Below are 26,464 nucleotides of genomic sequence, written 5' to 3' on the forward strand. Positions count from 1 at the left end.
CCTTTAAATAAAAAAGCCAGCATCAATTGAATGCTGGCTTTTTCTTTTGGTTGTCTTATTAATTATAAATATAGCTTGGCTCAATGGGAAATTTATTCATATCTATCGATTACAAGAGTAACCATAGCAACGTAGCCACTATCATCAATCCCAATATCGTCTGGATTAAAAAGAACGCCTGATGCTGCCCTACAACTTTACTTAGAGTCACCCCTAGCGTGCTGTATTTGACAGGAGGCGTATCAACGTTACCTGTTCTCGTTTGCTCTTCATAGTAGCCTTGCAATATGTCTAAGAACTTCTGCCACTCATTAGAATCCCATTCATACGGCTTAAATGGCATTAACTTTTTAAGCTCAGGCTCTTTAGTCATCCAACGCTCAAGGGCAATCGAACGTAATGACCAACCGGCAAAACGGCGTTTGGTAATTTCAGAAAAATCTAAAATCTTTAATTCTTTATGTCGATCATCCACCAACAAACGATTTTTTAGATTGGTTAGTGCCTGCTCTGAGCCTTCGACACACTGTAAAAAGTAGCCATTGCCATAGCAAAGAATACCTGTGATATTATCTATTTGATTGCGTTCAACCGCGGTCTCTGAGATATCATTAAGCGTGCTAGGACTTGAAAGACCAGTAGAGGTAATCCGGCTTATATATACAAGCTGGCAGAGATCTGGCGTTACTGGATTTGTTGAATCGTTGATTGTTGACAATCAGCTTCTCCCTATTATCAGGTAAATGTCGCTAAAACAATCATACTAACTTCAGAAAAAATATAGAGACAACATAACTAAGCGTAATGAATCGGTCTGATATATTATTGATTTTATAAGTTTTTATATTAATTGTATTAAGTTAGTTACATCATAGGTTAGTTTGGTCATTAAAGCAACCTATTACTGGACAAAGGAGTAAAGCTGATGCTCGTTAGCGGAAGCAGAGTTGAAACTAAGACTGAAGCGCCATAATCGCTGTTAACAGTACCGCATCATCAGGATAGGTCAGTTTTATATTTTGGCGACTACCAGATACTAAGCGTATTGGTAAACCTAGTTGTTCAAAAGCACTGGCTTCATCTGTGATGCTTAGCTGATGTTCAAACACATGATTTAGGACTTTTTTTAATTGACCTAAGCGGAATACTTGCGGGGTTTGTGCTTGCCACATGTTGATACGATCAATAGTAGATTTGGTATAAGAATGTGGACGACTCTCTTCTGCGGAGGTAGCTTGCTGATAGGAAGCTTTTAACGTATCGGCCACTGGTGTCGCTAGAATAGCGCCGTAAGGCTCCAGCATCGCTGCTTCAATCACTTGATCGATATCTGAACTTGGTACAGCAGGACGTGCTGCATCGTGAATAAGCACCAAATCTGAATCATCAGCACCTGTCTGACTAATCGCTTCAACGCCCGACTGTACTGACTGCCAACGCTCTGCTCCGCCGACTGCATAGCGTATAGGAAGTGCAAACTCTAATTGTTGAGCCATGCCGTCATCGGCTGATATGACCAATAGACACTTGTCAATGTAATCACTACAAGCAAGTCGTGCCACGCTATGCTGCAATAGCGTCTGACCTTCTAGCATTGTATATTGCTTGGCGATAGACGCACCAAAACGGCTGCCGCGACCAGCTGCGACGATCATGGCATGTATATTAGGGGTTGTATTCATAGTGATGTACTCATGGTTTGAGCCCATGACAGTATATGTAAAGAGGAATAAAGCAGATGTTAAGTATGATGAATGGTGTTAGATAATAACAACATTATGATGCTGCATCATGAAAATTAATTCATGTCGTAAAAATTAGTGTATTCGTGAAAGCTAGTGTACTTATAAAGCTAATAGTTGCTGTGCGTGGTGGGTGCGGTGGATACTTGGACAAAAGTCTCATTGGGTTTGATTAAACCTAAATCTAAGCGAGCATGCTCTTCTACGGCCTCAAGTCCCGTTTTTAAATCTTGAACATCGGTGCGTAGTAAGTTGTTTGCTGCAACTTGATTGTCATTCAAACGTTGTTGCTCTTCGATTTGAGCTGTCAACTTATTGTGTTCAAATCGGCCATTTTCACCCAACCAATACTGATATTGCAATCCTAAAAGCACTGCAACGGCTAAAGCAAGTAGTATAAATTGGCTAAAATATTTCATAAGGTGATAACGCCAAACGGTATAAAAGAGGATAGTAAAATTTAAGCTGATTAGGCGATATACAAATGATTATATATCGCCCAAATATTGACTTCAGCTAATGAGTCTAGGCTTTTCAACGTATATTACGCTAAAAAGCCAGTCAGACTCTTAGCCACGTAGACCGATAAACTCTTCACGGCCACGATAGCTTGCACGTACTTGCTGCTCGATACGTAGCAATTGGTTGTACTTCGCTACGCGGTCTGAACGACATAGTGAGCCAGTTTTGATCTGGCCTGCCGCTGTACCAACTGCCAAGTCTGCAATGGTGCTGTCTTCCGTTTCACCTGAACGATGTGAAATGATGGTTGCATAGCCATTTTTCTTAGCCATATAAATCGCATCTAGCGTTTCTGACAAGGTGCCAATTTGATTAAATTTAATCAAAATAGCATTGGCAATATGCTTATCAATACCTTCTTGCAAGATTGTAGGATTGGTTACAAACAAATCATCACCAACCAATTGGACTTTATCGCCAATCTGCTCGGTCAAATACTTCCAACCATCCCAATCCGACTCATCAAGACCGTCTTCGATAGAGATAATAGGATATTGACGTGCTAGCCCAACTAGATAGTCTGAGAACCCTTGGCTATCAAAGGCTTTATTACCTTCACCTGCCAAGACGTATTGACCGTTTTTGTAAAATTCACTAGCTGCACAATCTAGCGCAAGATGAATATCTTCACCCGCTTTGTAGCCAACCTGCTCAATCGCTTGCATGATAACCGTGATGGCTTCTTCGTTGCTACGTAGGTTAGGTGCAAAACCACCTTCATCACCAACGGCAGTGTTGAGACCTTGTGATTTCAACACAGACTTTAAGCTATGAAAAATCTCTGTACCAGCACGCAGCGCTTCTGAGAAGCTAGTGAAGCCTACAGGCTCAATCATAAACTCTTGAATATCAACGGTGTTGTCCGCGTGCTCGCCACCGTTCAAGATGTTCATCATCGGCACAGGCATGGTCAACGACGTTTGATTACGTAGATTGGCAATGTATTGATGTAATGGCAGATTCTGTGACTTGGCTGCCGCTTTGGCCGTCGCAAGTGACACAGCTAGCATGGCATTGGCACCCAAGCTTTCTTTGTTTTCTGTACCATCTAGCGCAATCATGGCATCATCAATGGCCTCTTGCTCAGTCACATCTTTGTCAATCAAGGCACTGCGGATTTGACTGTTGACATTAGAAACGGCTTTTTTGACGCCTTTACCCATATAGCGAGATTTGTCGCCATCACGTAACTCAAGCGCTTCACGTGAACCTGTTGATGCGCCACTTGGCGCCGCAGCACGGCCGACAGTGCCATCAGCTAAGATCACATCAGCTTCGATAGTTGGGTTGCCGCGCGAGTCTAAAATTTCACGAGCGCGAATGTCTTTAATTGCGGTGACGTTGTTGGTTTCTTCAGCGTACATAATGTCTGTTAATTCCTTTGGTCATGCCAAGTTTGTGAGATAAATAACGGCAGCTAGCATACAAAAAAGATAAAGAAAAATATCATATAGCCAATACACCTAGAATCCCTTCAAGCCTTTCTGCCATATGACTATATTTGCATATGATGGAAAGCTTATTGAACAGATTAACGGTTGGCTATCGTGCTTGGCATCATAGCATATATTTTATCAAACTTCCCTTATCTTACACTGACTTGCGATCATAAATATCATCATAGATAGGTATATCTCATATAATTGTTTGGTCTGCGTTGATGAAATATCAGCGCTACTATAGCAATTATTATTTCGCTAAACGCGTTTCATTGGTGTGCGGGGCAGATACCGTATTATCTAACTCAACCTCTGTCTTAAACCGTGTCAATCGTAGTGCATTCATGAGTACTGAGATGGAGCTAAGCGCCATCGCAGCGGCAGCAATCATCGGATTTAAAAACCCAAGCGCAGCAAGCGGAATACCAAGACAGTTATAAATAAAGGCAAAAAATAGATTTTGCTTAATATTGTGTAGCGTTGCTTGAGCGATTTTTTGTGCCGCATCGATATGCATGAGCGACTCACCCATGAGACGTGCAGAAGCACTATGCTGAGCGACATCAGTCCCCTCAAACATCGCAAAACTGGCATCAGCAGTAGCCATCGCTGGCGCATCGTTGACGCCGTCTCCTGCCATCGCTACCTTATGACCAGCAGTTTGCAATAGTGCAATTTGGCTGGCCTTGTCACGTGGGCTCATCTTGCCATAAGCCTTATCAATACCCAACTGCCCTGCTACATGATCGACGACGGACTGCTTATCACCACTCATCAGAATCACATTAATACCTGCATTTTGTAGTGCAGCGATTGCTTGCGGCGTATCTGCCTTTAAGTCATCGGCTAAGGCAAATGCACCTAATGGCTCATCATTGATACTAATCGCAACGGTACTAGCAATTTGCCATACTTTTGGCATGAATCTTGGCAACGTCAAGTTCGCAAACTCTGCCGTACCCACTTTTACTAATCCAAGCCCTTCGATATTTGCTTGTATACCAGCGCCTTTTATCACACTGATGTCAGTCACATTAAATAGATTTAATTGACGGTCTTTAGCTGTGTTTACCAGAGCAGTTGCTAATGGATGACTGGCATGCGCCTCGACACTGGCTGCAATCTGCAATACATCGTCCACAGCAAGCGATTTATCCACCATGACATGATCGACGATAGTAGGTTTGCCAATAGTCAATGTGCCTGTTTTATCGAGTACTACCGTATCGATATTACCTGCTACCTCAAGACTTTGTGCATCCTTGAACCACACACCATGACGCGCGGCAACGCCCATACCAGCCATGATCGCCGCTGGCGTGGCCAGACCAAGCGCACAAGGACAAGCAATAACCAACACCGATACTGCGTGCATTAGTGCAGTATCAACCATACCTGTCAGCCACCATGTGACTCCAAAGGTAACCAACGCAATCGTTACCACTACAGGGACAAAAATAGCCGTTACTCGATCCGCGAGTCGCGCTAGATTGGCTTTTGAACCTTGTGCATCACTCAATGCTTGCACCATATCACCCAGCTTAGTATCACTGCCCTTCGCACTGACACGGTATAGCAGACTGCCATTCTCTACCAAAGCACCTGCCAGCAATCCATCGCCTTGTTCTTTTTTGAGAGCTACCGACTCGCCAGTTAAATGACTCTCCACGCACCAGCCGCTGCCTTCTATGACGGTACCATCTGTAGCGACACGGCTGCCTTGTTTTGCACGTAGGACGTCATCCACTTGCACATCAGATAACGCAATATTATGAAATTCACCATTTAACTGCTGCTGCTCTACTTCATCAGGTGTCAGTGACAATAATAAATCAATACTGTTTAGGCTGTGCTTCTTGGTACGTTCCTCAAGATATTTACCTGTACGCACAAAGGCAATGACCATCACCCCTGCTTCAAAATATACGGCTGGGCTGTTAATGGCACCGTGTCCGCCCAGATGCCCACTTTGCAATAGGCTGTTTAAAGTACCATCGCCATGCGTGAGCCAAAGATAAGTCGAATACGCCCATATCGTCACGGTACCAATGACCACCAGCACATCCATATTGGCAAGGCCACCTTTTATAGATGCCCATGCGCTCTTATAAAACGGTAACGCTAAGCCAAACTGTACTACAGTCGCTAAAATAAATTGCACCCAGACTGGCGGCATCCACACCATACCAAAACCCGCCAACATACCTGCCATACCCACCAAAAATGGCACCAAACAAACCCATAATCCGATTAAACGCCATGGGTATTGAGTGGCAGTATCTTCGTCAGTCTGAGCAAATAAGCTATCGGCTGCCTGCACATTAGCCACAAAGCCTGTTTTATTCACCCACTCTGTCACCTGTTCGGGCGTCGTCTGGGTTGGATCATAATCAACATTGGCGGTCTCGCCAGCGAAACTTACACTTACCTCATACACCGAAGGCTTTTTGTTAAGCACCTTCTCGATTCTTGAGGCGCAGGCCTGACAAGTCATGCCATCAATCGCCAATTGCAAATGCGCGCGTTGCGGTGTCAGTGGCGTGTTGGACTCAACATCAGTTTCGATATCATAAGACTCATTTTTGGTAGTACGGGTGGTATCGTTCATAAATAAAACTCGTCATGGTGCCTATAAATTTGTAGGAACCACGATAAAATATCAGTGGGTGGGCAAAAAATTCAAATAAAGCAATTGGGTAATATCGTATTCAGTATGATTACTTTAGAGAAGTAGCAATGTATTAAAGTATCGAGACTGAAGACTCATAATCGTTAATCATTAAAAAACCAGCTATCATGCGTGTAATAACATGTTAGCTGGTTCTGTAAATAAGTGATGAGATTTATGAATTAGCAACTGTCGCCTCAAATCCTGCATCATCAATAACTGAAGCAATAGCCTCTGCACTGGTTTTGCTATCATCAAAGGTTATCGTCGCTAGGTTATCAGCTAGGTCAACGGTAATAGTTTCTAATCCATCAATATCAGCTGTTGCTGTATGTACGCTTGCTACGCATCCGCCACAAGTCATACCGTCAATTTTAATAATACGTGTTTGATCTGCCATATTGGGCTCCTTATTTTTATTAGTAATGAGCAACTCTAATAGTGATTCTGTTAATGCTTACTTTGATATTTTTTAAGTTATCAAAGTAAGAGCAACTATCAAAGCTACATTAAATAAGCATAAGCCCTATTATCCTCGACAACAAGGCCGTTTGGTTGTTGCTTTATTAACGAAATGCTATTAACGAGACAGTAACTTATTAATAAAAACGTAAAAGAGCGCATCAACAAATTTATAGCAATAGCTATTTGTAATTATAAATCGTTATGGTGCGGGTTCTGTGGTGAATCAATCGGAAATGGCTGAGTCACATAGTCCACCATACTAATCGCTGCTGTTAAGGCATGGATACTAGTATCTGTATCATCATAGCTTACCGTTGCGACATTATGCTTAGGATCCAAATTAATAGCCGTCACGCCTGAGATGTTTTTAAGCACAGTCATTACGCTATCTAAGCCTTCTTCATCGTCAATATTTTCGATGCTTACTTGCGCCATCTGAATTGCCATTGTATAGCCCTCTTATTACGTACCGTATCAATGAGTATCCAATACTTCAAAACCTTTGACCAAATCATCAATTTGCTTAAGCTGACGTAAGAACGGCTCTAGTTGGCTCATACGCAGCGCACATGGACCATCACATTTTGCAGTTTCTGGGTTTGGATGCGCTTCTAAAAACAACCCTGCCAACCCTGTAGCCATACCTGCACGGGCAAGCGTTGTAATCTGCTCACGACGTCCACCAGCGCTATCACTACGTGCACCTGGCTGTTGTAAGCTATGCGTCACGTCAAAGAATACCGGTATATCCATCTGCTTCATGGTATCAAAACCAAGCATATCCACGACCAGATTATTATAACCAAAAGCACTACCACGCTCACAAAGTATCAATTTATCATTACCACCCTCTAGGCATTTATTGACGATATGACGCATCTCGTGAGGAGCCAAAAACTGCGCCTTTTTGATATTAATAATGGCATCTGTTTTTGCCATCGCATGCACTAGATCTGTCTGACGCGACAAAAATGCAGGTAGCTGAATAATATCGGCCACTTCAGCGACGGGTGCTGCTTGATGTGGTTCATGCACATCAGTGATAATCGGTACTTGGAATTTTTCTTTGATCTGACCTAGCCAATCGATACCCTGCTCTAAACCAGGCCCACGATACGAATGCAGACTTGAGCGGTTGGCTTTATCAAAGCTCGCTTTAAAAACATAGCCGATACCCAAGCGCTGGCAAATATCAACGTACTGCTCAGCAATCTCAAATGCCAATTCTTTAGACTCTAAAACATTCATACCACCAAACAATACAAAAGGCTGGTCGTTACCAATTTTAATCGTATCGTTATTAGGAGTGTTGAGCGTGATATGTGATTGTGCGGTCAATAAATTTTCCATGAAGCCACTACCTCTTATTTTGTTATTAATATCTCTATCCCATATTGTAACCGATAGGCTGATTAAAAAAAGTATGCAAGCGTAATTAGAGATTATTAATGAGGATATTGACTGTTTAATAATGTCCAGCAGCTTGGATTAAGCAAAAAAAAGACCAATCCGAAGATCAGTCTTTTTTATAATAAACGCTTTCAATATACATTACATTTTGAGAGCTATTTTGCTTCGCTATGGTTCTTAGCCGCTTTTACAAAGCTGTTAAACAATGGATGACCACCACGTGGTGAGCTAGTAAATTCAGGATGGAACTGTACAGCAACAAACCATGGATGCTCAGAAATCTCAACCGATTCTACTAAATGCTGCTTGGCAGAATAACCAGATATCGTCATACCTGCTTGCTCTAGCGGCTCGATATAACGGTTATTCATCTCATAGCGATGGCGATGACGCTCAGTGATATTGCTCGCACCGTAAATTTGGCTTAGCTTACTACCAGAAACCAGCTCTGCTTGCTGTGCGCCTAGACGCATCGTGCCACCAAGGTCTGAATCATCACTACGAATCTGTAGCTCGCCGCGCTCATCTAACCACTCAGTGATCAGACCAATGATAGGCTCAGCTGTCTTACGATCAAACTCAGAAGAGTTGGCGTTAATATTAAGTACGTTACGTGCGTACTCAATCACAGCCAGCTGCATACCAAGACAAATGCCTAAATATGGAACATTGTTTTCACGAGCATAAGTGATGGCTTTTATCTTGCCCATCGTACCGCGCTCACCGAAACCGCCTGGTACTAAGATAGCATCAGCATCGTTTAGCTGCGCAAGTAAAGTATCATCATCTTCTAGACGTTCAGCGTCGATATAGTCAATCTTCACATCTACTTTATGAGTGATACCTGCGTGTAGCAATGCTTCGTTGATAGACTTATAAGCATCTGGTAGCTCAACATATTTGCCGACCATCGCAACAGTCACTGTTCCTTCTGGATTCAACTGTGCTTCAACCACTCTGTCCCAATCGCTCAAATCAGCTTCAGGCACATCAAGACCGAAACGCTCACAGATTAGATCATCAAGATCTTGCTCATGCAATGTACGCGGTATCTGATAGATACTCTGCGCATCTTCACACATAATAACCGCACGCTCTTCAACGTTAGTAAATAGCGCAATCTTGCGACGGTTGTCTTGTGAGATATGATGGTCAGAGCGGCAGATTAAGATATCAGGCTGTAGGCCAATAGATCGCAGCTCTTTTACTGAATGCTGCGTTGGCTTAGTTTTGGTCTCACCCGCACTAGCAATATACGGTACCAAAGTAAGATGCATTAGCATGGCTCTATTGCGGCCAAGCTCTACTTGCATCTGACGTACGGCTTCCATAAACGGAAGTGATTCGATATCACCAACGGTACCGCCAATTTCGATAATAGCGATGTCATACCCTTCGCCACTGGCAAGGATTTTGTTTTTGATTTCATCAGTAATATGCGGAATAACCTGTACAGTACCGCCTAGATACTCACCACGGCGTTCTTTATTCAATACATTCTGATAAATACGGCCACTGGTAAAATTATTACTCTTACTCATTTTTGAGTGACGCAAGAAGCGCTCGTAATAACCCAAATCTAAATCGGTCTCTGCGCCATCTTCAGTGACGAATACTTCACCATGCTGAAACGGGCTCATTGTACCTGGATCAACGTTAATATACGGATCCATTTTGGTCATCGTGACAGTCACGCCACGTGCTTCTAAGACCGCTGCAAGAGAAGCTGCGGTGATACCTTTTCCTAGTGAGGACACTACCCCACCGGTCACGAATATAAACTTGGTCATAGTACTCTGTCGGTAATTGGTAAAGAAGGATTTTACTAAAAATACGCCATAAAATATAGGGCAAAAATGCAAACTGTCTGAAACTCTTATGTTTTCGTGCTGGTAGCAAACATTTTTCTATTATTAAAACGCTACGCAACAAAAAACTCACCCCGAAGGATGAGTTTTTTATTCAGATTCTAATGGTTAGATTAGAATAAGTATTCTAGACCACCACCAACTACTACTACATCAACATCACCTTTACCGCCTACATAAGGCTTATCGTCTGTACCTGTAGGTTGGACGTTTTCAGCTTTGTTCATACCCGCATAAGCATGAGCGATGATGTTGTCTTTGAAGAAGTATTTACCCCCGACCACTATTTGGTCTGAATCAGCGTTGTCGACGCCATCTAGGTTCGAGGTATTGTTGTACTGAGTATAGATGGTTGCTGGACGAGCAAAGTTGGCTAAACCCATTGCTGCACTAAGAACAAAACCTTTCTCTTTTTCGGTATCACCCTCGTAGTCAAAATCTGCTACTTGATACAATGCACCTAAAGTAATAGGAGCGGCCATGTATTTACCTAGATCGACAGTCGCTGTACCACGGATGATATCACCATCGATGTTTTGATCTTTATCATATGCCACACCAGCAGTAAAGCCAGTACCTTGATCAAACATCATTGCAGCGCCGAATCCGTCATCTTTGTTGCCATTTGCTTCATCAGAACTATACATTACAGAAAGCTGTAATGGTAGGTTATTATATTTTGGAGTCTTCCAAACAATTGAACTCTTAATACGGCTACTATCAGCCATATTTAAGCCACCTTGCGACTCATTTGACTCAAGTTTGTTACCACCTAAATTATCCCAGTAACCGTCATTTACGATTACATTATTTACATAATCTAAAGTAGATTGGTTTTTACCAGCACGGATCTCACCAAAGTTTTTGTTCACGACACCAAGATATGTATCACGGTTAGTGAAACCATCTTTATCACCGTCAACACGAGTACCATACTCTAGCTGATAGATAACGTCAGTGTTGGCAGTTAAGGCTTCAGAGCCTTTGATACCGATACGTGAAGAGTTAGAGTTAATCTCTACAGTGTCTTCATCATAATCATTCGTGCTACCAGCTGCATCAAACTCAGCATTTACATAGTCGGCAGTAACAAATGCTTTACCATATAAGGTAGGAGCGGCATTGGCTGCAGAAACAGATAGAGCAGCAACGGCTGTAGCTAAAAGTAGTTTTTTCATGGGGTATCTCCACTTTACAATTGTAGTAATGAGCAAGCTGTTATTAGCTGGCGCCCATAATGGTATCGTCACAAATCCTCAAAGATATAATGTGTAACTGGCTACCGAGATTAGTCAGAAACAAGTGTGGCGAAGTTCTATTACAGTAAGATGAAAAAAACCATGATTTACATAACTGGGATTAAAAAAGTAACTGCCATGTAATCTTTAGTTTTTATCCTTCCATTGCGTAACATCCGTTACCAAACTCATACTTCGAATACAAGCATAACAACTTTGACATAATTTGCAACATATTTTTTTGCCTTTTCGATACAACTATTATCAAATAACAGATACTTTATTTTATTTGAACGATTGTGAAAAAACTTCTACTTACTCAATTAGATACAAATAATATTGGTTAATACAATTACTAATATTCTTAAATTTTTATAATAGACATCGAATAATAGTCCAAAATAAAGCGCTACTTACTAAAAAATAAATAGCGCTAATTAAGAAGTTAATAATCTATTTGAGCAAATTTATCAGTTACAAACGAGCAAGACTGACTGGCATACTTGCTCACCAAATGTGCTCAAATACCTGTCATATTTAGTCTATTGTTCTAAGCGTTTGCTTTGAGATCCAAACGTGCTTGATGCAACAATGGCTCAGTATAACCACTAGGCTGTGCGCGGCCTTTGAATACTAAATCACAGGCGGCTTTGAATGCATAAGAGCTATCCAAGTTATCTGCCATTGATTGATAGTCATCATCGCCTGCATTTTGCTCATCGACGACCTTGGCCATGCGTTTCATCGTATCCATCACTTGCTGCTCACTAACCACGCCATGATGCAACCAGTTGGCAATATGTTGGCTTGAGATACGCAAAGTAGCACGATCTTCCATGAGACCGACATCATTGATATCAGGCACCTTGGAGCAACCAACGCCTTGATTTACCCAGCGTACGACATAACCCAAGATACCTTGAGCATTGTTTTCAAGCTCTTGCTGCTTTTCTTCATCAGTCCAATCGGTATTTTTCGCTAATGGAATGGTCAAGATATCATCCAAGCTAGCACGCTCGCGTGATTTCAGCGTGTCCTGTACATCAGCTACGCTGACTTGATGATAGTGTATGCTATGCAAGGTAGCGCCCGTTGGTGATGGTACCCATGCAGTGCTAGCACCAGACTTAGGATGAGCAGCCTTAGTATCCATCATCTCTTTCATCTCATCAGGCTTGGCCCACATGCCCTTACCGATTTGCGCACGACCTTGTAGGCCTGTCTCTAGACCGATATCGACGTTCCACTGCTCGTAAGCAGGCTGCCATGCTTGCGACTTCATCTCGCCTTTTGGTACAAATGGACCTGCATTCATGCTGGTATGCATCTCGTCACCAGTACGGTCTAAGAAACCTGTGTTAATAAAGATAACGCGCTCTTTGGCTTGGCGGATTGCTTCTTTTAAGTTGACCGTCATACGGCGCTCTTCGTCCATGATGCCGATTTTGAGCGTATTGCGTTCTAGACCTAACAGATCCTCTGATGCATTAAATAAGTCATTGGCCATTTTAACTTCTTCAGGGCCATGCATTTTTGGCTTCACGATATACATTGAGCCTTGACGCGAGTTTGATAGCTCGTTTTTGCCTTTAATATCATTAAGTGATAATAGGGGCGTGATTAGGCCATCCATTAAGCCTTCAAATATTTGCTCTTGGCCCTCGCCTAGATCGACTAAGATGGCAGGGTTCTGCATTAAGTGACCGACGTTACGAATCAACAATAGCGAACGACCTGGTAAGATCAGCTTGCCACCATCTGGCGTGTTATATTCACGATCTGGATTTTGCTTACGCGTACGCGTTTTGCCACCCTTTTCAAAGGTTTCCTGTAGGTCGCTATTCATCAAGCCAAGCCAGTTACGATAGACTTCGACTTTTTCTTCTGCATCTACCGCAGCGACTGAGTCTTCACAATCCTGAATGGCTGTCATAGCCGACTCAAGCAGTACGTCCTTGATGTTTGCTGGATCGTCTTTACCCACTGGATGATTACTATCGATTTGAATCTCAGCATGCAAGCCGTTGTTCTTTAACAGTATACCTGTAGGAGTTTCAGCGTCACCGACAAAACCGACAAACTTAGCCGTATCTTTTAGCTCGGTACTGCTATCACCTTGTACGACTTCTAGCTTGCCATCGACTACTTTAAAACCAGTCACATCATTGTAAGAACCTGATGCTAGTGTAAAGTGCTCATCTAAGAACGCTTTAGCGTAAGCGACAACAGCAGCACCGCGAATAGGATTATAGCTACCACCCGCTTCTTGACCATTTTCACTACTGATAACATCGGTGCCATACAAAGCATCGTATAAGCTACCCCATCGCGCATTGGTCGCGTTAAGCGCATAACGAGCGTTACGAACTGGTACGACTAGCTGCGGCCCTGCGATGTGTGCAATTTCGTCATCGACGTTTTTGGTATCAACCGTAAATGCTTCGCCTTCAGGTAGCAAATAACCAATTTCTTGTAGAAATGTCTTATAAGCTGGATAGTCGATTTCGCCATCTTTTGCAGGATTATCTAGATGCCATTGGTCAATTTGCGCTTGAATCTTGTCACGAGTCGCAAGTAACGCTTTATTACGCGGGGTAAACTCTTTAATAACCTTTTCGAAACCTGACCAATAATCGTCTGAATCCACACCGACTTTCGGTAGTACTTCGTTTTCAATAAAGTCATATAACTGCTGATCGATGGCAAGACTGCCTTTTTGAATACGATTGGTGTTAGAAGACTGGCTCATATTGTTATCCTTATCTGTTCGTGAGGGGTACTAATACTGAGTTGTGACAGTAACTGTTTAAGATTTTTTAATCTTATGAGGTTTAAACGTTCATATCTCATTCGTTGTGGAATATTTGATTCTCTAATTTTTCTGAGAAGATATATCTGCAATTTTTATGTTCTAATGAAAGGCAATCTATTGATATCAGGTTTATTCTTTACTAAGAGCGAATCATAAAAGTAAGACGAAATGCTTAAAGAGCAAAATCTCATCCTACTATCAAATAATAAAATTAACAAGGAAACACCATTCACTAAGTAAATACTTAGGCTGTTTAATAATGATAATGTATAAGTGGCCTACTCTAGAAGCTATAATCATCATCCAGGAACTAGATGCCGCAAAGTTAATATAAACAGTAAGTAATCATTGATATCTTTAATTATGCTTAATCGTTATCTATTAATAAACACCTATTGATGACTGTCAGTTATTTAGCATCGTATCTAGGTCAGACTAACGATATAATTACTGGTATTACCATTCATAAATAAAGCTTCCTTAAACTATGACTATCAATCAACAAGACCTCGCAACATTACAATCAATAGCAAATACTATAGATAACGATAGTATCGAAAAAAAATCTGTCGAAGAAAATGTTTCTCAAACTGTAAATAATAGTACTAGAACAGATTTAATCGAAAAAGAGCTGCCTGAAGAAGACAGTGTCGATATTACGCATCTACGTACTCCTATAAAGGTAGACTTATCTCCTGTTTATAATTTCTTAGGTGCTCGAACCACGCAATCTTGGGTAAATGCCGCGATTGCAAACCTACCTATGATTATTCAAGACCATGCCAACTGCGAAAAAAAGGCCGCTGGTACTGCGATGAATTTGATATTTCGTTATGAGTTCTCGTATGACTTGCAACGTAAACTCGCACAGCTGATACGCGAAGAGATGCTGCACTACGAGCAAGTACTGGGTATCATGAATGAGCGCGGCCAAGAGTGGAAATATCTAAGTGCTGGACGCTACGCCAAAGGTATGTTGAAGCACAAACGCACTTACGAGCCAGCAGCGATGGTCGATGTATTGATAATCGGGGCATTTATTGAGGCGCGCTCTTGTGAGCGTTTTGCAGCATTGGCCGAAGTCATCGATGATGAACGCTTAGCGAAGTATTATCGTTATCTACTCAAGTCAGAGAGTCGTCATTTCGAAGATTATCTTGCACTCGCTCAATCATTATCAGATGAGAATATCGATGAGCGAGTTGCTTTCTTTAAGGAAGTAGAGGCTGAATTAATCAGTAGCCCAGATGCTGAGCTACGTTTTCATAGTGGTACACCTGCTTAAAACCCACGCCTTACCTAAATATGTCTACCTATATAATGTAGAAAGTAAAAACATAGTAAGCAAAAAGGCACTGTGTTTGATACGAGTTGTATACTCTTACCAAACACAGTGCCTTTCTATTTATATACAAATGCGTATTTATGTACAAATACTAATAGCTATTGATGTAGTGAGTTTTTACTTTTTATCTTCCATCAATGGACTGTCATACTGTTTGTTACTCTTGGCGACATTATGCGGATCATGATCTTCCGTAGCCTTTTCTGCTGCGGCTGGATTTGCTTTTTGTAATGCATCATCAGGGACAATACCATTATTGTCATCTGCATCTTTTAAGTTATGATCACTATTGACGCTTTCATTATTTGAGTTATTCATTGGTACTCCCTACTATAATAATTACTCGTCTAACCCCAGAAACGCTATATATCTATCGAAATTGACACATTTTTAGTCTTTCTCATCAGGATTTAAAATACGAGTCTGTGCGTTATCGATATTGGCATAACGATTTAGATCATTAATACCTTCACTCTTCGGTGCTGCACTACCGACAGTATCTTCATTGATATTGTCATCAAACGCGGTACTGCCCTCTTGATCACGGCGATCTGGTTGGCGCGCTGGATTGTCATTATCATTTACGTGTTCTGAGTCGACCACAGATTCATCAAAAGTATCAGTCCCTTTGTTCTCAGTAGTATTTCTTTCAATTGCACTATGATCGTCAGATCCTAGTACCTTTGTCTTGTCTATTGCTGAGTCTTTGGCTTGCATTATCATATCCTCTTTTTATATTTATAATTTTATCGATTTGGTTGGCCCGCTGTTATCTATAGTCCTTTACTCATTACCTTTTTGGCTCAAGTCGTAGGCACTTAGTTCTGCTGCGTTCTTGCCACCTGCTGGAAGATTCTCTTCTTTACGTGGATCAGCATACACCTCGTCAGTCTCTTGCGAGTCTTGCTCAGGGCCATCGATTTCAGGCTTATGCTTGCGCCCTGCATAGCTATCTTTAGGGTTTTCTAGTTCACTAGCAGCAGGGTCATCCACGATTACTTTTTCTTCTGTATCTGTTGCTACTGGTTCTTGCATAGTCATGGCGTATCCCTCGCTTTATTATTGGTTATTATTAATTATTAGGTCGATGTTTGATGTCGTAGATTACTTATCAGTACGTAGATCATCATCAATAAAAGGCGTTTGCTCTTCTTCGCTTAACGATTCAGGGGCGTCGGCTTTTTTATTCTCTGCTAAGTTTTTTTCAACTTCCTGACCATTTACCTGTTCTGCAGCTTGCTTGATATCTGAATTGTCATCGTTAGTAGTACTCATGGTTTATTTCCTATTCTTGTGATTTGATTAGACGGCTTTAGACAGTCAAATAGATATACATTTTGAACTTATACTAACGCCCAAATGAGTAACCAATACTTCTCAAATAGCGTCGGAATTGATATTAATTATAGGTATGACCTTGGGTAATGCACCAGTGTACTGCCGTATCAATATGTGAATAATTGTGAGGTTGCAAGTCAGTTTGTAACTTTTGCAATTGGTGAGCACAAAAAAACCAAGCACCAGTATTTACCAGTGCTTGGTTAGATAGACAATCGAATAGCTGATTATCGCCTAAAGGTGCTTTTACGAATTAGCTAGACTCTTCGACACGATTGATCGTTTTTAATAAATGCTCTTGTGCGACGTGTGGCTCCTCACCTGCTGCTGGCTGTGATTGCTGCCAAACGCCAGTGCCATCAAGTGTCCACGCTTGCGTATTATCCTGTAAGTAGTTAATTAAGCCATCTTGATAAATCTGCTTAAACAGTTTCTTGTTCTCAATCGGGAACGCCACTTCTACGCGATGGAATAGGTTACGATCCATCCAGTCTGCACTACCGCAGTATAGACGCTCATCGCCATTATTATAGAAATAATAAACGCGCGTATGCTCCAAAAACCGACCGATAACAGAACGTACTGTAATATTTTCAGAGAGTCCTTTTACTTGCGGACGTAAACAACACATAGACCGTAAAATCAGCTCAATCTTAACGCCTGCCTGCGAGGCATCATATAATTTATCAATGAGGCGGCGCTCAGTGAGCGCATTGGCTTTTATAATGATATGAGAACGTTTACCCGCTTTGGCATGAGCGATTTCATCATCGATAAAGCTCATCAATTTCTCATGCAAAGTAAACGGTGCATGTAATAGTTTTTTGAGGTTGGCAGGCTTACCCATGCCGGTTAACTCTTGGAATATTTTATGAACGTCCTCTGAGATATCAGGATCGGCGCTAAACAGACCATAGTCCGTATAGACTTTGGCATTGGCCGCGTGATAGTTACCAGTGCCTAAATGAACATAACGACGGATTCGATCGTCCTCGCGGCGTACGATTAGCATGAGCTTGGCATGGGTCTTGTAACCTACGATACCGTAGACCACGACCGCGCCTGCTTCTTGTAGATAGTTAGCAACTGCGATATTAGACGCTTCATCAAAACGCGCACGCAGCTCAATAACAGCCGTGACTTCTTTGCCATTACGAGCGGCGGCGGCAAGTGCTTTGACGATTTCTGAATTGGTGCCTGAGCGATATAGCGTTTGTTTAATTGCCAATACTTTGGGATCGCTGGCTGCTTGCCAAAGTAAATTAATAATCGGCGAGAACGCATGAAAAGGATGATGAACCAACACATCGCTTTTACGCATGGCGGCGAACATACTGGTCGATTTATCTGATTTATCCATTTCTCGGCGAAATGCCTTTGGCACGACATGAGTAAATGGCTGGTAGCGCAGCGCAGGAATATTAAAGTCAAACAGCAAACGCGTTAGATTGACAGGACCATTGACACGGTATAGCTGATTGTCATGCAACTCAAACTCATTGAGCAGATACTCACTGATATGCGTTGGGCAATCGGTTGTGACCTCAAGGCGCACTTTATCACCGAAGCGGCGGTTTTCAAGCTCGCCTTCTAGTGCTTTGGCAATATCTTCGACATCATCGGCCAAATCTAAATCGGCATTACGTGTCAGCCTAAATTGGTGACAACCTGTCACACTCATTCCAGGGAATAGCTCACCGATATGCTCATGAATGATAGCGGATAGCATCACATGATGCTCTTTGCCACCAGTTAGCTCATCTGGCAGACGAATCACGCGCGGCAGACTGCGCGGCGCAGGCACAATCGCTAAGTTGATATCGCGTCCAAAGGCGTCTTTACCTTCCAAGGTAGCGATAAAGTTTAAGCTTTTATTTACGAGACGTGGGAATGGATGCGCCGGATCAATGCTAATCGGTGTCAATACAGGTACGACTTGCTCCGTAAAATAGCGCTTCATCCATGCAGACTGCTCAGCGTTTAGCTCATCACGTTTGAGATAGCGAATATCTTCGAGCGCGAGCGCTGGCAAGATGTCCTCATTGAGAATACGGTACTGCTCACTGATTGCCGCATGAGTAATAATAGATATCTCGTTTAACACTTCGCTAGGACGCATTCCATGAGCACTGGTCGATACATCACCGATGTTGAGCTTTTGCATGATGCCAGCGACACGAATCTCAAAAAACTCATCGAGATTGGATGAAAAAATAATCAAGAAAAATAAGCGCTCAAGCAGTGGGTGACGCGAACTAGATGCCTGCGCTAATACTCGCAGATGAAACTGTAGTAAAGACAAATCACGATTGATATAACTGCTCGGTGAATAGCTGCCATCTTCTGAGCGTTGCCAGTCGATGTCGGTCAGATCATTATAGTTACTGCTTATGCTCATATTTTTACTAACGTTTTCGTTGCCATCTTCACTCACACTATTAACGTCGATCATCTCGTTCATATCACCGCTGTTCTGATTATTATTTATCTCTACCACGTTACTACTCCTTTTGCGTTATCGATACGCCGTCGTCTTTATACTATCGTCTTAAAGGTTATTAACTATTATTCTTTCCCGTTATTCTTGTTGTTAAGGCTTCTTTTAAAAGATTAAGACGCTTGCGGTAATACCGCATTTTTCATACGTTTTTTGATAATACGTTGCTTGTTGCGCAAACGCTTATCGCCTTGATTGTCTTCGTAGTACTTTGGATTGGTAAGCATCGCAATCAGAAGTGCTGACTCATCTCGGTTTAGATTGGCCGCAGACTTATCGAAATAATGATGCGCTGCCGCGTCGATACCATAGATACCATTGCCAAACTCCGCCACATTTAGGTAAGCAGTCATAATGCGCTGCTTGTCCCACAAGGTCTCAATCATCACAGTGATGACAGCCTCTTCCGCTTTACGCACATAAGAGCGATGCGAGGTTAGGAACAAGTTCTTTGCCAATTGCTGAGTAATCGTTGAGCCGCCAGCAGACATTTTGCCTGTCTCTTCATTTTTCTTTTGCGCCGCTTTGATACCTTTAAAGTCAAAACCGCTGTGCTGACTAAACGTCGAGTCTTCACTCACAATCGCCGCTTGCTTGGCAGATTTGGCAATCGCATCATATTCAGCCCACGTTTGAGTGACTGTGCCGCCCGTTAGGCGATGCGTCAACATAAACATACTGTTGTTAATTGGCTGTGTTTTCCAAATTAATAATAGCCCAACGACCAATATATGGAATGCGACAACCAATAGCATAATTGCCAATAACAGACGTTTGATAAATGTGCCAAAACTTGCCATGCGCGATATCCGAGTGGTTAAAAAAGTAATAAGATAAGATAGATACTCTATCAATGACTATGAGACATCAACTAAGAATCAATGATTATAAATAGGCTATGTATAGCCAATCATTAACTGTTGAGCATTCGTCATTAATAATAATCAATAGCAGGTCATCTTACCTAATCTCACAATCGCTGTCATTATTTACCCCACTTCTTTATGATGTAATGACCGTTAAAGTATTTTATGTTTTAAATAAGCGCGTGCTGAGCATCAGCGCTTTGCAATCCGTATGAAGATAAGAGACTACCCATGCACGATGATAATATAGAAGTATTACGAGCGCGTGTTACTGCAGCAAATCCAAGCCTCAACACTGCTGAAAATAACAATCAATGGTGGCTACTAGGGACCTCTGGTTGTCATTTGTGTGATATCGCTGAGCAAATACTTGCACAGTTTCAGTCGGTACAGCCAATCACTTACCAAAATGTCGATATTGCAGAATTTGATGAGGCGCTTATGATGGATTTTGCCACGTCTATCCCTGTGATTTTGACTCCATCAAAACGATTAGACTATCCATTTTCGGTGATGGATTTACAGCAACTGTTAGCTCACAACTAACGGCACTTTGTTTTGATGTTATAGAGCTTTTAAATTTCTTATATTAGAATATCTACCGCTAATTTTAGCTAGTATGGTATTTCAATATTTGCTAGACTACTTTTATATTTTGTTTGGTAAATTGATTATACTAATGCTAATGATTTACTGATCAATAATCTCAACTCTCTAACCTTGCACTCTGTTAAATCATATACATACAATTCTCAGCGAAAGCACCTAAGAGCAACTATTAGGGCGTGTTTAACACGCCTTAATAAATATAGTTAGCTGAATGTAAAACTGTTATGGATTTAAACGCGCTACTGGTATAAATTTTACTTGCGTGCTGCGTTCCCAGAGGCTGCGCAAAATTCATCCCAGTAGCGCTATGACATTTTTAGAGTGTATCGACTATAGTAATAACTTAGTATGACTTTAAAACCAGTAAAAAATAAGCTGGTATACACAACAATAAGGACTGTTAATAACAATAAGGACTGTTAATTATGTACACTTTCTTAGCCTTAGCGCCAATTCTCGTTGTATTCATACTACTCATAGTTATGCGCCTGCCAGCTAAGATAGCTATGAGTATTGCCTATTTGGTGACAGCTCTGCTAGCCTTTTTCATTTGGCACGCTAGTGGTGCTCAGGTAGCGGCTGCTACTGTTAATGGGATTATTGTGGCACTTACTATTTTATTCATTGTATTCGCAGCTATTTTACTGCTGAATACGCTGAAAGAAAGCGGCGCTCTTGTCGCCATACGTAAGGGCTTTATGGATATTTCACCTGATAGGCGCGTCCAAGCGATCATTGTGGCATGGTTGTTCTGCTCTTTAGTAGAAGGTTCATCAGGATTCGGAACACCATCTGCAGTGGGTGCTCCGCTGTTGTTGGCTTTAGGCTTTCCAGCGATGGCATCGGTCATGGTTATTCTTATCATTCAATCTACACCCGTATCATTCGGTGCAGTTGGTACGCCTCTACTACTTGGCGTTTGGTCTGGTATTACTGATAAACAAGATTTAGCACAGTCCATTGCCCCTACTACTGCCGAAAATTATTTATTACAGATTACAGCTAACGTAGGCCTTGTACATGCGCTTATTGGGTTTTTGATACCTTTAATTTTAAGTGCTTTTTTGACAAGGTTCTTTGGTGAAAAACGCTCCTTCATAGAAGGGCTTAAAGTATGGCCATTTGCCATTTTTGCAGGTCTTTGCTTTACTATTCCTTATTTTTTGGTTGCTAAATTTCTAGGGCCTGAGTTCCCTTCACTCATTGGCGGTTTCATTGGGTTGTTAATTGTACTTCCCGCTGCTAAGCGTGGTTTTTTGATGCCTAAAGATACTTTTGATTTTGCCCCTCGCGCAAAATGGGACAAAGACTGGCTGGGTACTTTAGACGAGGTAAAATATGATGATTCAGCAACCCCAAAGTTCTCTTTAATTCGTGCATTTTCGCCCTATTTCATTGTGATTGCCTTATTGGTCATAACTCGAGTGATTGCACCACTCAAAGCTTTTCTGGTAGGGGATTTAACAACCATTAGCCTTACTAATCTTTTTGGTACAACAATCTCTAGTAAGATACAGCTCGCCTATTCTCCTGGTAGCATTCTAATTATTACTTCTTTATTATGTATTTTACTGTTCAAAATGAATAGCCAAGCGGTAAAGCGCAGTTGGAGTAACTCGGCAAAGACCATGGTTGCTGCCGCACCAGCTTTGCTATTCTCGGTGCCTATGGTACAAGTATTCATTAATTCAGGCTCAGCCGCTGAAGTCGCTACTGCGCTACCGGCTATGCCAATATTACTGGCTGAAAGTGCTGCCGATGCTTTTCAAAATGCGTGGCCGCTAGTGTCTCCATGGATTGGGGCAATGGGTGCTTTCATCGCCGGTTCAAATACTATTAGCAATATGATGTTTTCATATTTTCAATGGTCAACAGCCAATCAGATCGGACTCAATAGCGACCTTGCAGCACAAGTAATAGCCTTGCAAGCTGTGGGTGGTGCGGCTGGTAACATGATTTCGGTGCATAATGTGGTAGCTGCTTGCGCAGTAGTCGGCTTGGTGGATAAAGAAGGCTATGTGATTCGCAAAACACTGCTAGCGATGATTTATTATGTCGTGCAAGCAGGTTTGATCGGTATGGCTATCATCTTCGGTCAAATATGGTGGTGGGCTTTAGCCGTTCTCTGGCCCATAACATTCTTTGGACTGATGTCTTTTTGTGGCAAATTTTCCCGTAGAAAACTGAATGGACGATAATCAGGCAAGCTGACGCTATTAAACTAGATCTAGTAGCGTTAGGTTAAGGTTGCCTTCTAGTTAAAACATAACAGCAATAAGAGATAAACCTATGAAAGACTTAACTAAAATCACCGAAATCGAAGATCTGCGTCGCGTTGCTGAGCGTAAAGTGCCGCGTATGTTCTATGACTATGTCGATTCAGGCTCGTGGACTGAGACCACCTATCGTAATAACGAGACTGACTTTGACCGTATCAAGCTGCGCCAGCGCGTATTGGTCGATATGGATAACCGCAGTCTGGCAACGAGTATGATCGGTGAGCCAGTCAAGATGCCTGTAGCCATCGCCCCAACGGGTTTTACCGGCATGATGTGGGCAGATGGTGAGATACATGCCGCACGCGCCGCTGAAAAATTCGGCGTGCCCTTTTCACTATCGACCATGAGTATCTGCTCTATCGAAGACGTCGCTGAAAATACCAGTGCGCCGTTTTGGTTTCAGCTTTATGTCATGCGTGATCAGGACTTTATGGCCAATTTGATTCGCCGTGCCAAAGCAGCAAACTGTTCTGCGTTGATTTTGACTGCGGACTTACAGGTGCTGGGACAACGTCATAAAGACATCAAAAACGGTCTATCCGCACCGCCAAAACCCACATTGGCTAATATTTTAAATTTAATGACCAAGCCAGAATGGTGTCTTAATATGCTCGGCACCAAGCGCCGCACCTTTGGCAACATCGTCGGTCATGCACAAAATGTTGAGGATCTGTCATCACTCTCTGCTTGGACGGCAGAGCAATTCGATCCGCGTCTGAGCTGGGACGATGTGGCGCGTATCAAAGACATGTGGGGCGGTAAACTTATCATAAAAGGTATCATGGAGCCTGAAGATGCTATTATGGCAGCTCGCAGTGGCGCGGATGCCTTAGTCGTCTCAAACCATGGCGGTCGTCAATTGGATGGCGCGTTATCTTCTATCTCTGCCCTCGCAGACATCGTACAGGCAGTACAAGCCGAAAACAGCGATATCGAGGTATGGCTAGACAGTGGCGTTCGCTCTGGTCAAGATGTACTAAAGGCTATCGCATTGGGCGCAAAAGGCACGATGATCGGTCGCGCTTTTCTCTACGGATTGGGAGCGTATGGTGAAGACGGGGTGCGCCGCGCGCTTGAGATTATCTATAAAGAGTGTGATATATCTATGGCATTCTGTGGTCATACCGATATCAATACTGTCACGGATAATATCTTGGTAAAAGGCACGTATGAAAACCTCAAAGTGGGTCGTTTTTAGAGCGGCTGATTGTAGAACAATCAACGTTTAAAACCGGCTACACATAACATAATTTGCTCATACCCTTTATACTGTCTCTATAACTTTTTGATGACAGTTAGCCTTTATGACCATTAAACAATTATTAAAAACAGCGCCCGTCACTACCCTGCTATTAGCCAGCTTTATCGGGCTATTTGTCATGCAGCTAGTCACGGGCGTCGATGCCAATAACCCGTCAACTGAAGCGTTAGTTAAATGGGGTGCCAACGCCTTACCCTTAACGATGATGGATGACCCATGGCGCTTGGCCAGTAGTGCGTTTTTGCACATTGGTCTCATGCATCTACTATTTAATGGCTTTGCCATGTATTTCTTTGGGCAGATTGCCGAGCCGCTGTTTGGCTCAGCCAAGTTTTTGGCATTGTTTTTGTTGGCAGCCATCGGTGGCAACTTGCTCAATAACTATGTCACATGGCAAAGTATCATAGAAAGAACAGGACAGCCCGGCCTATCAGCGGGAGCTTCTGGTGGTATCATGGGTATCGGTGCGGCGTTACTGATCGCTGCCCTGTTTAAAATATCGGTCAATGGCATGGTACTCAATCTCAAGAGCTTGATCATCATCATGGCGATCAACTTGGTTTATGGCTTTGCCGTACCGGGTATCGATAATGCTGGTCATATCGGCGGCGCGATCACAGGGCTTGTTATTGCCTTAGCTTTTGCGATTGGTTACCGTCAGCGTCTCGCGGTCGCTATGCACAATGCCGCTACTCAGCAAGCGCAGCGTCTCCACCCTTATCAAACCACCTATCACTGCGGTGACCAAGGCAGCAATCAGTATAATAGCCAGCACCATGAGACGCTCGATAACTCAGGCCATTATGGCAGCAGTCCTATTGATCAATCATTTTCCTTCAATACTGATTCGATCAAGCAAAATGCTGAATTGGATAACAATGACTCTAGACTGAATAACCGCGATATAAATATGCCAGATGTGCACGGCAGTGATATGGAAAAAGTTACTGCTGTAAATTTAGCCTTAAACGACAATGCAACTCACAACACAGTCGAGTCTAAAGACCCTATTAAACCTTCGTTTATTTGGCAACTATTGCCATGGCTTGCGATGCTGATTATTAGTATTGGCTTTGTCTGGTGGTGGCAAGATATTCATCAGCAAATCCTACAAGTACTAAAAGCCATTGAGTAAATGCTCATACTTATCTATCATTGCTATATAGCTCCCAAAAACCGCATACTGATTCTTTTTATTGCTTCCTATTTTGAACACGTTTTGCCCAATCGCACCACTCAGTTATCTATACTCACTTACGAGACCCAATTATGTTAAATCTTGCCGCGCTCCCTAACATCACTACACGTACTATGGTTAGTGCGTTAACCGCTACTGCTCTACTCAGTGTCGCTAGCTTGTCTAACGCCGCACTTTTTAATGAAAACTTACCGACTGACAAGGACGCTGAGTTCAGCGTTGGGGTCAATGTCATGGCAGTCAACTCAGCCTACGATCTTGAAGACAACACTGAAGTGCAGGTGCTACCAGGTGCATTTTATGACAACAATCGAGTTTATCTGCGCGGTGCTCAAGCCGGTGTCTATGCGATCAATGATGGCGTCAATCAGTTGTCTGCCTATGCCAAGCTTGCTGGTAGCGAGTTCGATCCTGATGATGCCAATGGTGCGCTTCAAGGGCTTGATGAGCGTAAGGCATCGGCAGAGGCAGGTCTGAGCTATCAACGCCGCACCCCTATTGGCGGCTTTCGCGCTCAGATAGGTACAGACGTGCTCGATCGTAGCGGTGGTAATACAGCTCGCTTGACGTATCTTGCTCGAATCACCAGAAACAAGCTCACCGTCTATCCAAGCATTGGTTTTGAATATCATGATGCTGACTACAATGAATACTATTATGGCGTCAGTGAAAAAGAGTCAGCCGAGACAGGCGTTGCCGCTTATAAATCCAACTCAAGCTTGAATCCTTATGTGAACATCAGTGCCAACTATGATTTCAATGATCGCTTTGCAGGATTTGCCAATCAAAGCTTGAGCTATGTACCAAATGAACAATACGATAGCCCAATGGTAGATTCACGTGTTGAAGCAGCGACGACGCTTGGTTTGCTTTATAAGTTTTAATTGAGATTAGAGTTTTGATATAA

23 protein-coding genes are annotated in these 26,464 nt (G+C 42.5%); 6 read left to right on the top strand and 17 right to left on the bottom strand.

Annotated elements, in window-relative coordinates; all coding sequences use genetic code 11:
- Positions 1-109: 109 nt before the first annotated feature.
- The 11 genes from I3254_RS06155 to I3254_RS06205 form a co-directional block, all read right to left on the bottom strand.
- Positions 110-718 carry a BLUF domain-containing protein gene (locus tag I3254_RS06155; protein ID WP_238052100.1) on the bottom strand — a complete coding sequence of 203 codons (609 nt, stop codon included), beginning with the start codon at positions 716-718 and terminating at the stop codon, positions 110-112.
- 235 nt (positions 719-953) lie between these two features.
- Positions 954-1,682 carry a 2-C-methyl-D-erythritol 4-phosphate cytidylyltransferase gene (gene ispD / locus I3254_RS06160; RefSeq protein WP_238052101.1) on the bottom strand — a complete coding sequence of 243 codons (729 nt, stop codon included), beginning with the start codon at positions 1,680-1,682 and terminating at the stop codon, positions 954-956.
- 170 nt (positions 1,683-1,852) lie between these two features.
- Entirely contained in the window at positions 1,853-2,161 is a 309-nt protein-coding gene (locus I3254_RS06165; protein ID WP_057761172.1) for a septum formation initiator family protein, read from the bottom strand.
- Between the two features lie 150 nt (positions 2,162-2,311).
- Positions 2,312-3,628 (bottom strand): phosphopyruvate hydratase, encoded by a 1,317-nt coding sequence (eno, locus tag I3254_RS06170; protein ID WP_238052103.1) that lies wholly within the window; start codon positions 3,626-3,628, stop codon positions 2,312-2,314.
- A gap of 325 nt (positions 3,629-3,953) precedes the next feature.
- Positions 3,954-6,311: a cation-translocating P-type ATPase gene (locus I3254_RS06175; RefSeq protein WP_238052104.1), complete on the bottom strand. Its 2,358-nt coding sequence runs from the start codon at positions 6,309-6,311 to the stop codon at positions 3,954-3,956.
- 235 nt (positions 6,312-6,546) lie between these two features.
- Entirely contained in the window at positions 6,547-6,771 is a 225-nt protein-coding gene (locus I3254_RS06180) for a cation transporter (protein ID WP_201578727.1), read from the bottom strand.
- 254 nt (positions 6,772-7,025) lie between these two features.
- Complete coding sequence (locus I3254_RS06185) at positions 7,026-7,283, bottom strand: heavy-metal-associated domain-containing protein (RefSeq protein ID WP_165598099.1); 258 nt, start codon at positions 7,281-7,283, stop codon at positions 7,026-7,028.
- 27 nt (positions 7,284-7,310) lie between these two features.
- Positions 7,311-8,186 carry a 3-deoxy-8-phosphooctulonate synthase gene (gene kdsA, locus I3254_RS06190; RefSeq protein WP_201571001.1) on the bottom strand — a complete coding sequence of 292 codons (876 nt, stop codon included), beginning with the start codon at positions 8,184-8,186 and terminating at the stop codon, positions 7,311-7,313.
- 215 nt (positions 8,187-8,401) lie between these two features.
- The gene (locus I3254_RS06195) at positions 8,402-10,036 is read right to left on the bottom strand and encodes a CTP synthase (protein WP_238052105.1); all 1,635 of its coding nucleotides are present in this window, start codon (positions 10,034-10,036) and stop codon (positions 8,402-8,404) included.
- Positions 10,037-10,227: 191 nt separating this feature from the next.
- Positions 10,228-11,292, bottom strand: coding sequence for a porin (locus I3254_RS06200; protein WP_238052106.1), 1,065 nt, complete (start codon positions 11,290-11,292; stop codon positions 10,228-10,230).
- A gap of 610 nt (positions 11,293-11,902) precedes the next feature.
- Positions 11,903-14,101: a malate synthase G gene (locus I3254_RS06205; RefSeq protein WP_238052107.1), complete on the bottom strand. Its 2,199-nt coding sequence runs from the start codon at positions 14,099-14,101 to the stop codon at positions 11,903-11,905.
- A 550-nt stretch (positions 14,102-14,651) separates the two neighbouring features.
- Between I3254_RS06205 and I3254_RS06210 the strand changes: the two genes are divergently transcribed.
- Positions 14,652-15,449, top strand: a complete 798-nt coding sequence (locus I3254_RS06210; protein ID WP_238052108.1) for a tRNA-(ms[2]io[6]A)-hydroxylase — start codon at positions 14,652-14,654, stop codon at positions 15,447-15,449.
- A gap of 177 nt (positions 15,450-15,626) precedes the next feature.
- Here the strand turns inward: I3254_RS06210 and I3254_RS06215 are convergent, their stop codons facing one another.
- The 6 genes from I3254_RS06215 to mtgA form a co-directional block, all read right to left on the bottom strand.
- Complete coding sequence (locus tag I3254_RS06215; RefSeq protein ID WP_102092251.1) at positions 15,627-15,827, bottom strand: hypothetical protein; 201 nt, start codon at positions 15,825-15,827, stop codon at positions 15,627-15,629.
- A gap of 72 nt (positions 15,828-15,899) precedes the next feature.
- On the bottom strand, positions 15,900-16,226 hold the full coding sequence (locus tag I3254_RS06220) for a hypothetical protein (protein ID WP_102092250.1): 327 nt from the start codon (positions 16,224-16,226) through the stop codon (positions 15,900-15,902).
- 66 nt (positions 16,227-16,292) lie between these two features.
- Positions 16,293-16,550: a hypothetical protein gene (locus I3254_RS06225; RefSeq protein ID WP_238052109.1), complete on the bottom strand. Its 258-nt coding sequence runs from the start codon at positions 16,548-16,550 to the stop codon at positions 16,293-16,295.
- 63 nt (positions 16,551-16,613) lie between these two features.
- Positions 16,614-16,784: a hypothetical protein gene (locus I3254_RS06230; protein WP_238052111.1), complete on the bottom strand. Its 171-nt coding sequence runs from the start codon at positions 16,782-16,784 to the stop codon at positions 16,614-16,616.
- A gap of 316 nt (positions 16,785-17,100) precedes the next feature.
- Positions 17,101-19,245, bottom strand: a complete 2,145-nt coding sequence (gene ppk1, locus I3254_RS06235) for a polyphosphate kinase 1 (protein ID WP_238052182.1) — start codon at positions 19,243-19,245, stop codon at positions 17,101-17,103.
- A 212-nt stretch (positions 19,246-19,457) separates the two neighbouring features.
- Entirely contained in the window at positions 19,458-20,144 is a 687-nt protein-coding gene (mtgA, locus tag I3254_RS06240) for a monofunctional biosynthetic peptidoglycan transglycosylase (protein WP_102092247.1), read from the bottom strand.
- A gap of 297 nt (positions 20,145-20,441) precedes the next feature.
- Between mtgA and I3254_RS06245 the strand changes: the two genes are divergently transcribed.
- From I3254_RS06245 to I3254_RS06265, 5 genes are all read left to right on the top strand, one after another.
- The gene (locus I3254_RS06245) at positions 20,442-20,756 is read left to right on the top strand and encodes a glutaredoxin family protein (protein WP_238052112.1); all 315 of its coding nucleotides are present in this window, start codon (positions 20,442-20,444) and stop codon (positions 20,754-20,756) included.
- A 488-nt stretch (positions 20,757-21,244) separates the two neighbouring features.
- Positions 21,245-23,017, top strand: a complete 1,773-nt coding sequence (locus I3254_RS06250; protein WP_101205167.1) for an L-lactate permease — start codon at positions 21,245-21,247, stop codon at positions 23,015-23,017.
- 91 nt (positions 23,018-23,108) lie between these two features.
- Positions 23,109-24,296 (top strand): alpha-hydroxy acid oxidase, encoded by a 1,188-nt coding sequence (locus I3254_RS06255; protein WP_238052113.1) that lies wholly within the window; start codon positions 23,109-23,111, stop codon positions 24,294-24,296.
- 106 nt (positions 24,297-24,402) lie between these two features.
- Positions 24,403-25,494, top strand: coding sequence for a rhomboid family intramembrane serine protease (locus I3254_RS06260; protein ID WP_238052114.1), 1,092 nt, complete (start codon positions 24,403-24,405; stop codon positions 25,492-25,494).
- A gap of 134 nt (positions 25,495-25,628) precedes the next feature.
- Positions 25,629-26,441: a MipA/OmpV family protein gene (locus tag I3254_RS06265; protein WP_238052115.1), complete on the top strand. Its 813-nt coding sequence runs from the start codon at positions 25,629-25,631 to the stop codon at positions 26,439-26,441.
- Positions 26,442-26,464 lie beyond the last annotated feature (23 nt).

The organism is Psychrobacter sp. Ps2, from assembly GCF_022129405.1.
In the GTDB taxonomy this organism is placed as follows: Bacteria; Pseudomonadota; Gammaproteobacteria; order Pseudomonadales; family Moraxellaceae; genus Psychrobacter.

What these genes read in the sequence shown, in the direction of transcription:
- ispD (WP_238052101.1), bottom strand. Translation starts at nt 1,682, where the DNA reads ATGAATACAACCCCTAATATACATGCCATGATCGTCGCAGCTGGTCGC.
- I3254_RS06165 (WP_057761172.1), bottom strand. Translation starts at nt 2,161, where the DNA reads ATGAAATATTTTAGCCAATTTATACTACTTGCTTTAGCCGTTGCAGTG.
- eno (WP_238052103.1), bottom strand. Translation starts at nt 3,628, where the DNA reads ATGTACGCTGAAGAAACCAACAACGTCACCGCAATTAAAGACATTCGC.
- I3254_RS06175 (WP_238052104.1), bottom strand. Translation starts at nt 6,311, where the DNA reads ATGAACGATACCACCCGTACTACCAAAAATGAGTCTTATGATATCGAA.
- I3254_RS06180 (WP_201578727.1), bottom strand. Translation starts at nt 6,771, where the DNA reads ATGGCAGATCAAACACGTATTATTAAAATTGACGGTATGACTTGTGGC.
- I3254_RS06185 (WP_165598099.1), bottom strand. Translation starts at nt 7,283, where the DNA reads ATGGCAATTCAGATGGCGCAAGTAAGCATCGAAAATATTGACGATGAA.
- kdsA (WP_201571001.1), bottom strand. Translation starts at nt 8,186, where the DNA reads ATGGAAAATTTATTGACCGCACAATCACATATCACGCTCAACACTCCT.
- I3254_RS06195 (WP_238052105.1), bottom strand. Translation starts at nt 10,036, where the DNA reads ATGACCAAGTTTATATTCGTGACCGGTGGGGTAGTGTCCTCACTAGGA.
- I3254_RS06200 (WP_238052106.1), bottom strand. Translation starts at nt 11,292, where the DNA reads ATGAAAAAACTACTTTTAGCTACAGCCGTTGCTGCTCTATCTGTTTCT.
- I3254_RS06205 (WP_238052107.1), bottom strand. Translation starts at nt 14,101, where the DNA reads ATGAGCCAGTCTTCTAACACCAATCGTATTCAAAAAGGCAGTCTTGCC.
- I3254_RS06210 (WP_238052108.1), top strand. Translation starts at nt 14,652, where the DNA reads ATGACTATCAATCAACAAGACCTCGCAACATTACAATCAATAGCAAAT.
- I3254_RS06215 (WP_102092251.1), bottom strand. Translation starts at nt 15,827, where the DNA reads ATGAATAACTCAAATAATGAAAGCGTCAATAGTGATCATAACTTAAAA.
- I3254_RS06220 (WP_102092250.1), bottom strand. Translation starts at nt 16,226, where the DNA reads ATGCAAGCCAAAGACTCAGCAATAGACAAGACAAAGGTACTAGGATCT.
- I3254_RS06225 (WP_238052109.1), bottom strand. Translation starts at nt 16,550, where the DNA reads ATGACTATGCAAGAACCAGTAGCAACAGATACAGAAGAAAAAGTAATC.
- I3254_RS06230 (WP_238052111.1), bottom strand. Translation starts at nt 16,784, where the DNA reads ATGAGTACTACTAACGATGACAATTCAGATATCAAGCAAGCTGCAGAA.
- ppk1 (WP_238052182.1), bottom strand. Translation starts at nt 19,245, where the DNA reads ATGAGCATAAGCAGTAACTATAATGATCTGACCGACATCGACTGGCAA.
- mtgA (WP_102092247.1), bottom strand. Translation starts at nt 20,144, where the DNA reads ATGGCAAGTTTTGGCACATTTATCAAACGTCTGTTATTGGCAATTATG.
- I3254_RS06245 (WP_238052112.1), top strand. Translation starts at nt 20,442, where the DNA reads ATGCACGATGATAATATAGAAGTATTACGAGCGCGTGTTACTGCAGCA.
- I3254_RS06250 (WP_101205167.1), top strand. Translation starts at nt 21,245, where the DNA reads ATGTACACTTTCTTAGCCTTAGCGCCAATTCTCGTTGTATTCATACTA.
- I3254_RS06255 (WP_238052113.1), top strand. Translation starts at nt 23,109, where the DNA reads ATGAAAGACTTAACTAAAATCACCGAAATCGAAGATCTGCGTCGCGTT.
- I3254_RS06260 (WP_238052114.1), top strand. Translation starts at nt 24,403, where the DNA reads ATGACCATTAAACAATTATTAAAAACAGCGCCCGTCACTACCCTGCTA.
- I3254_RS06265 (WP_238052115.1), top strand. Translation starts at nt 25,629, where the DNA reads ATGTTAAATCTTGCCGCGCTCCCTAACATCACTACACGTACTATGGTT.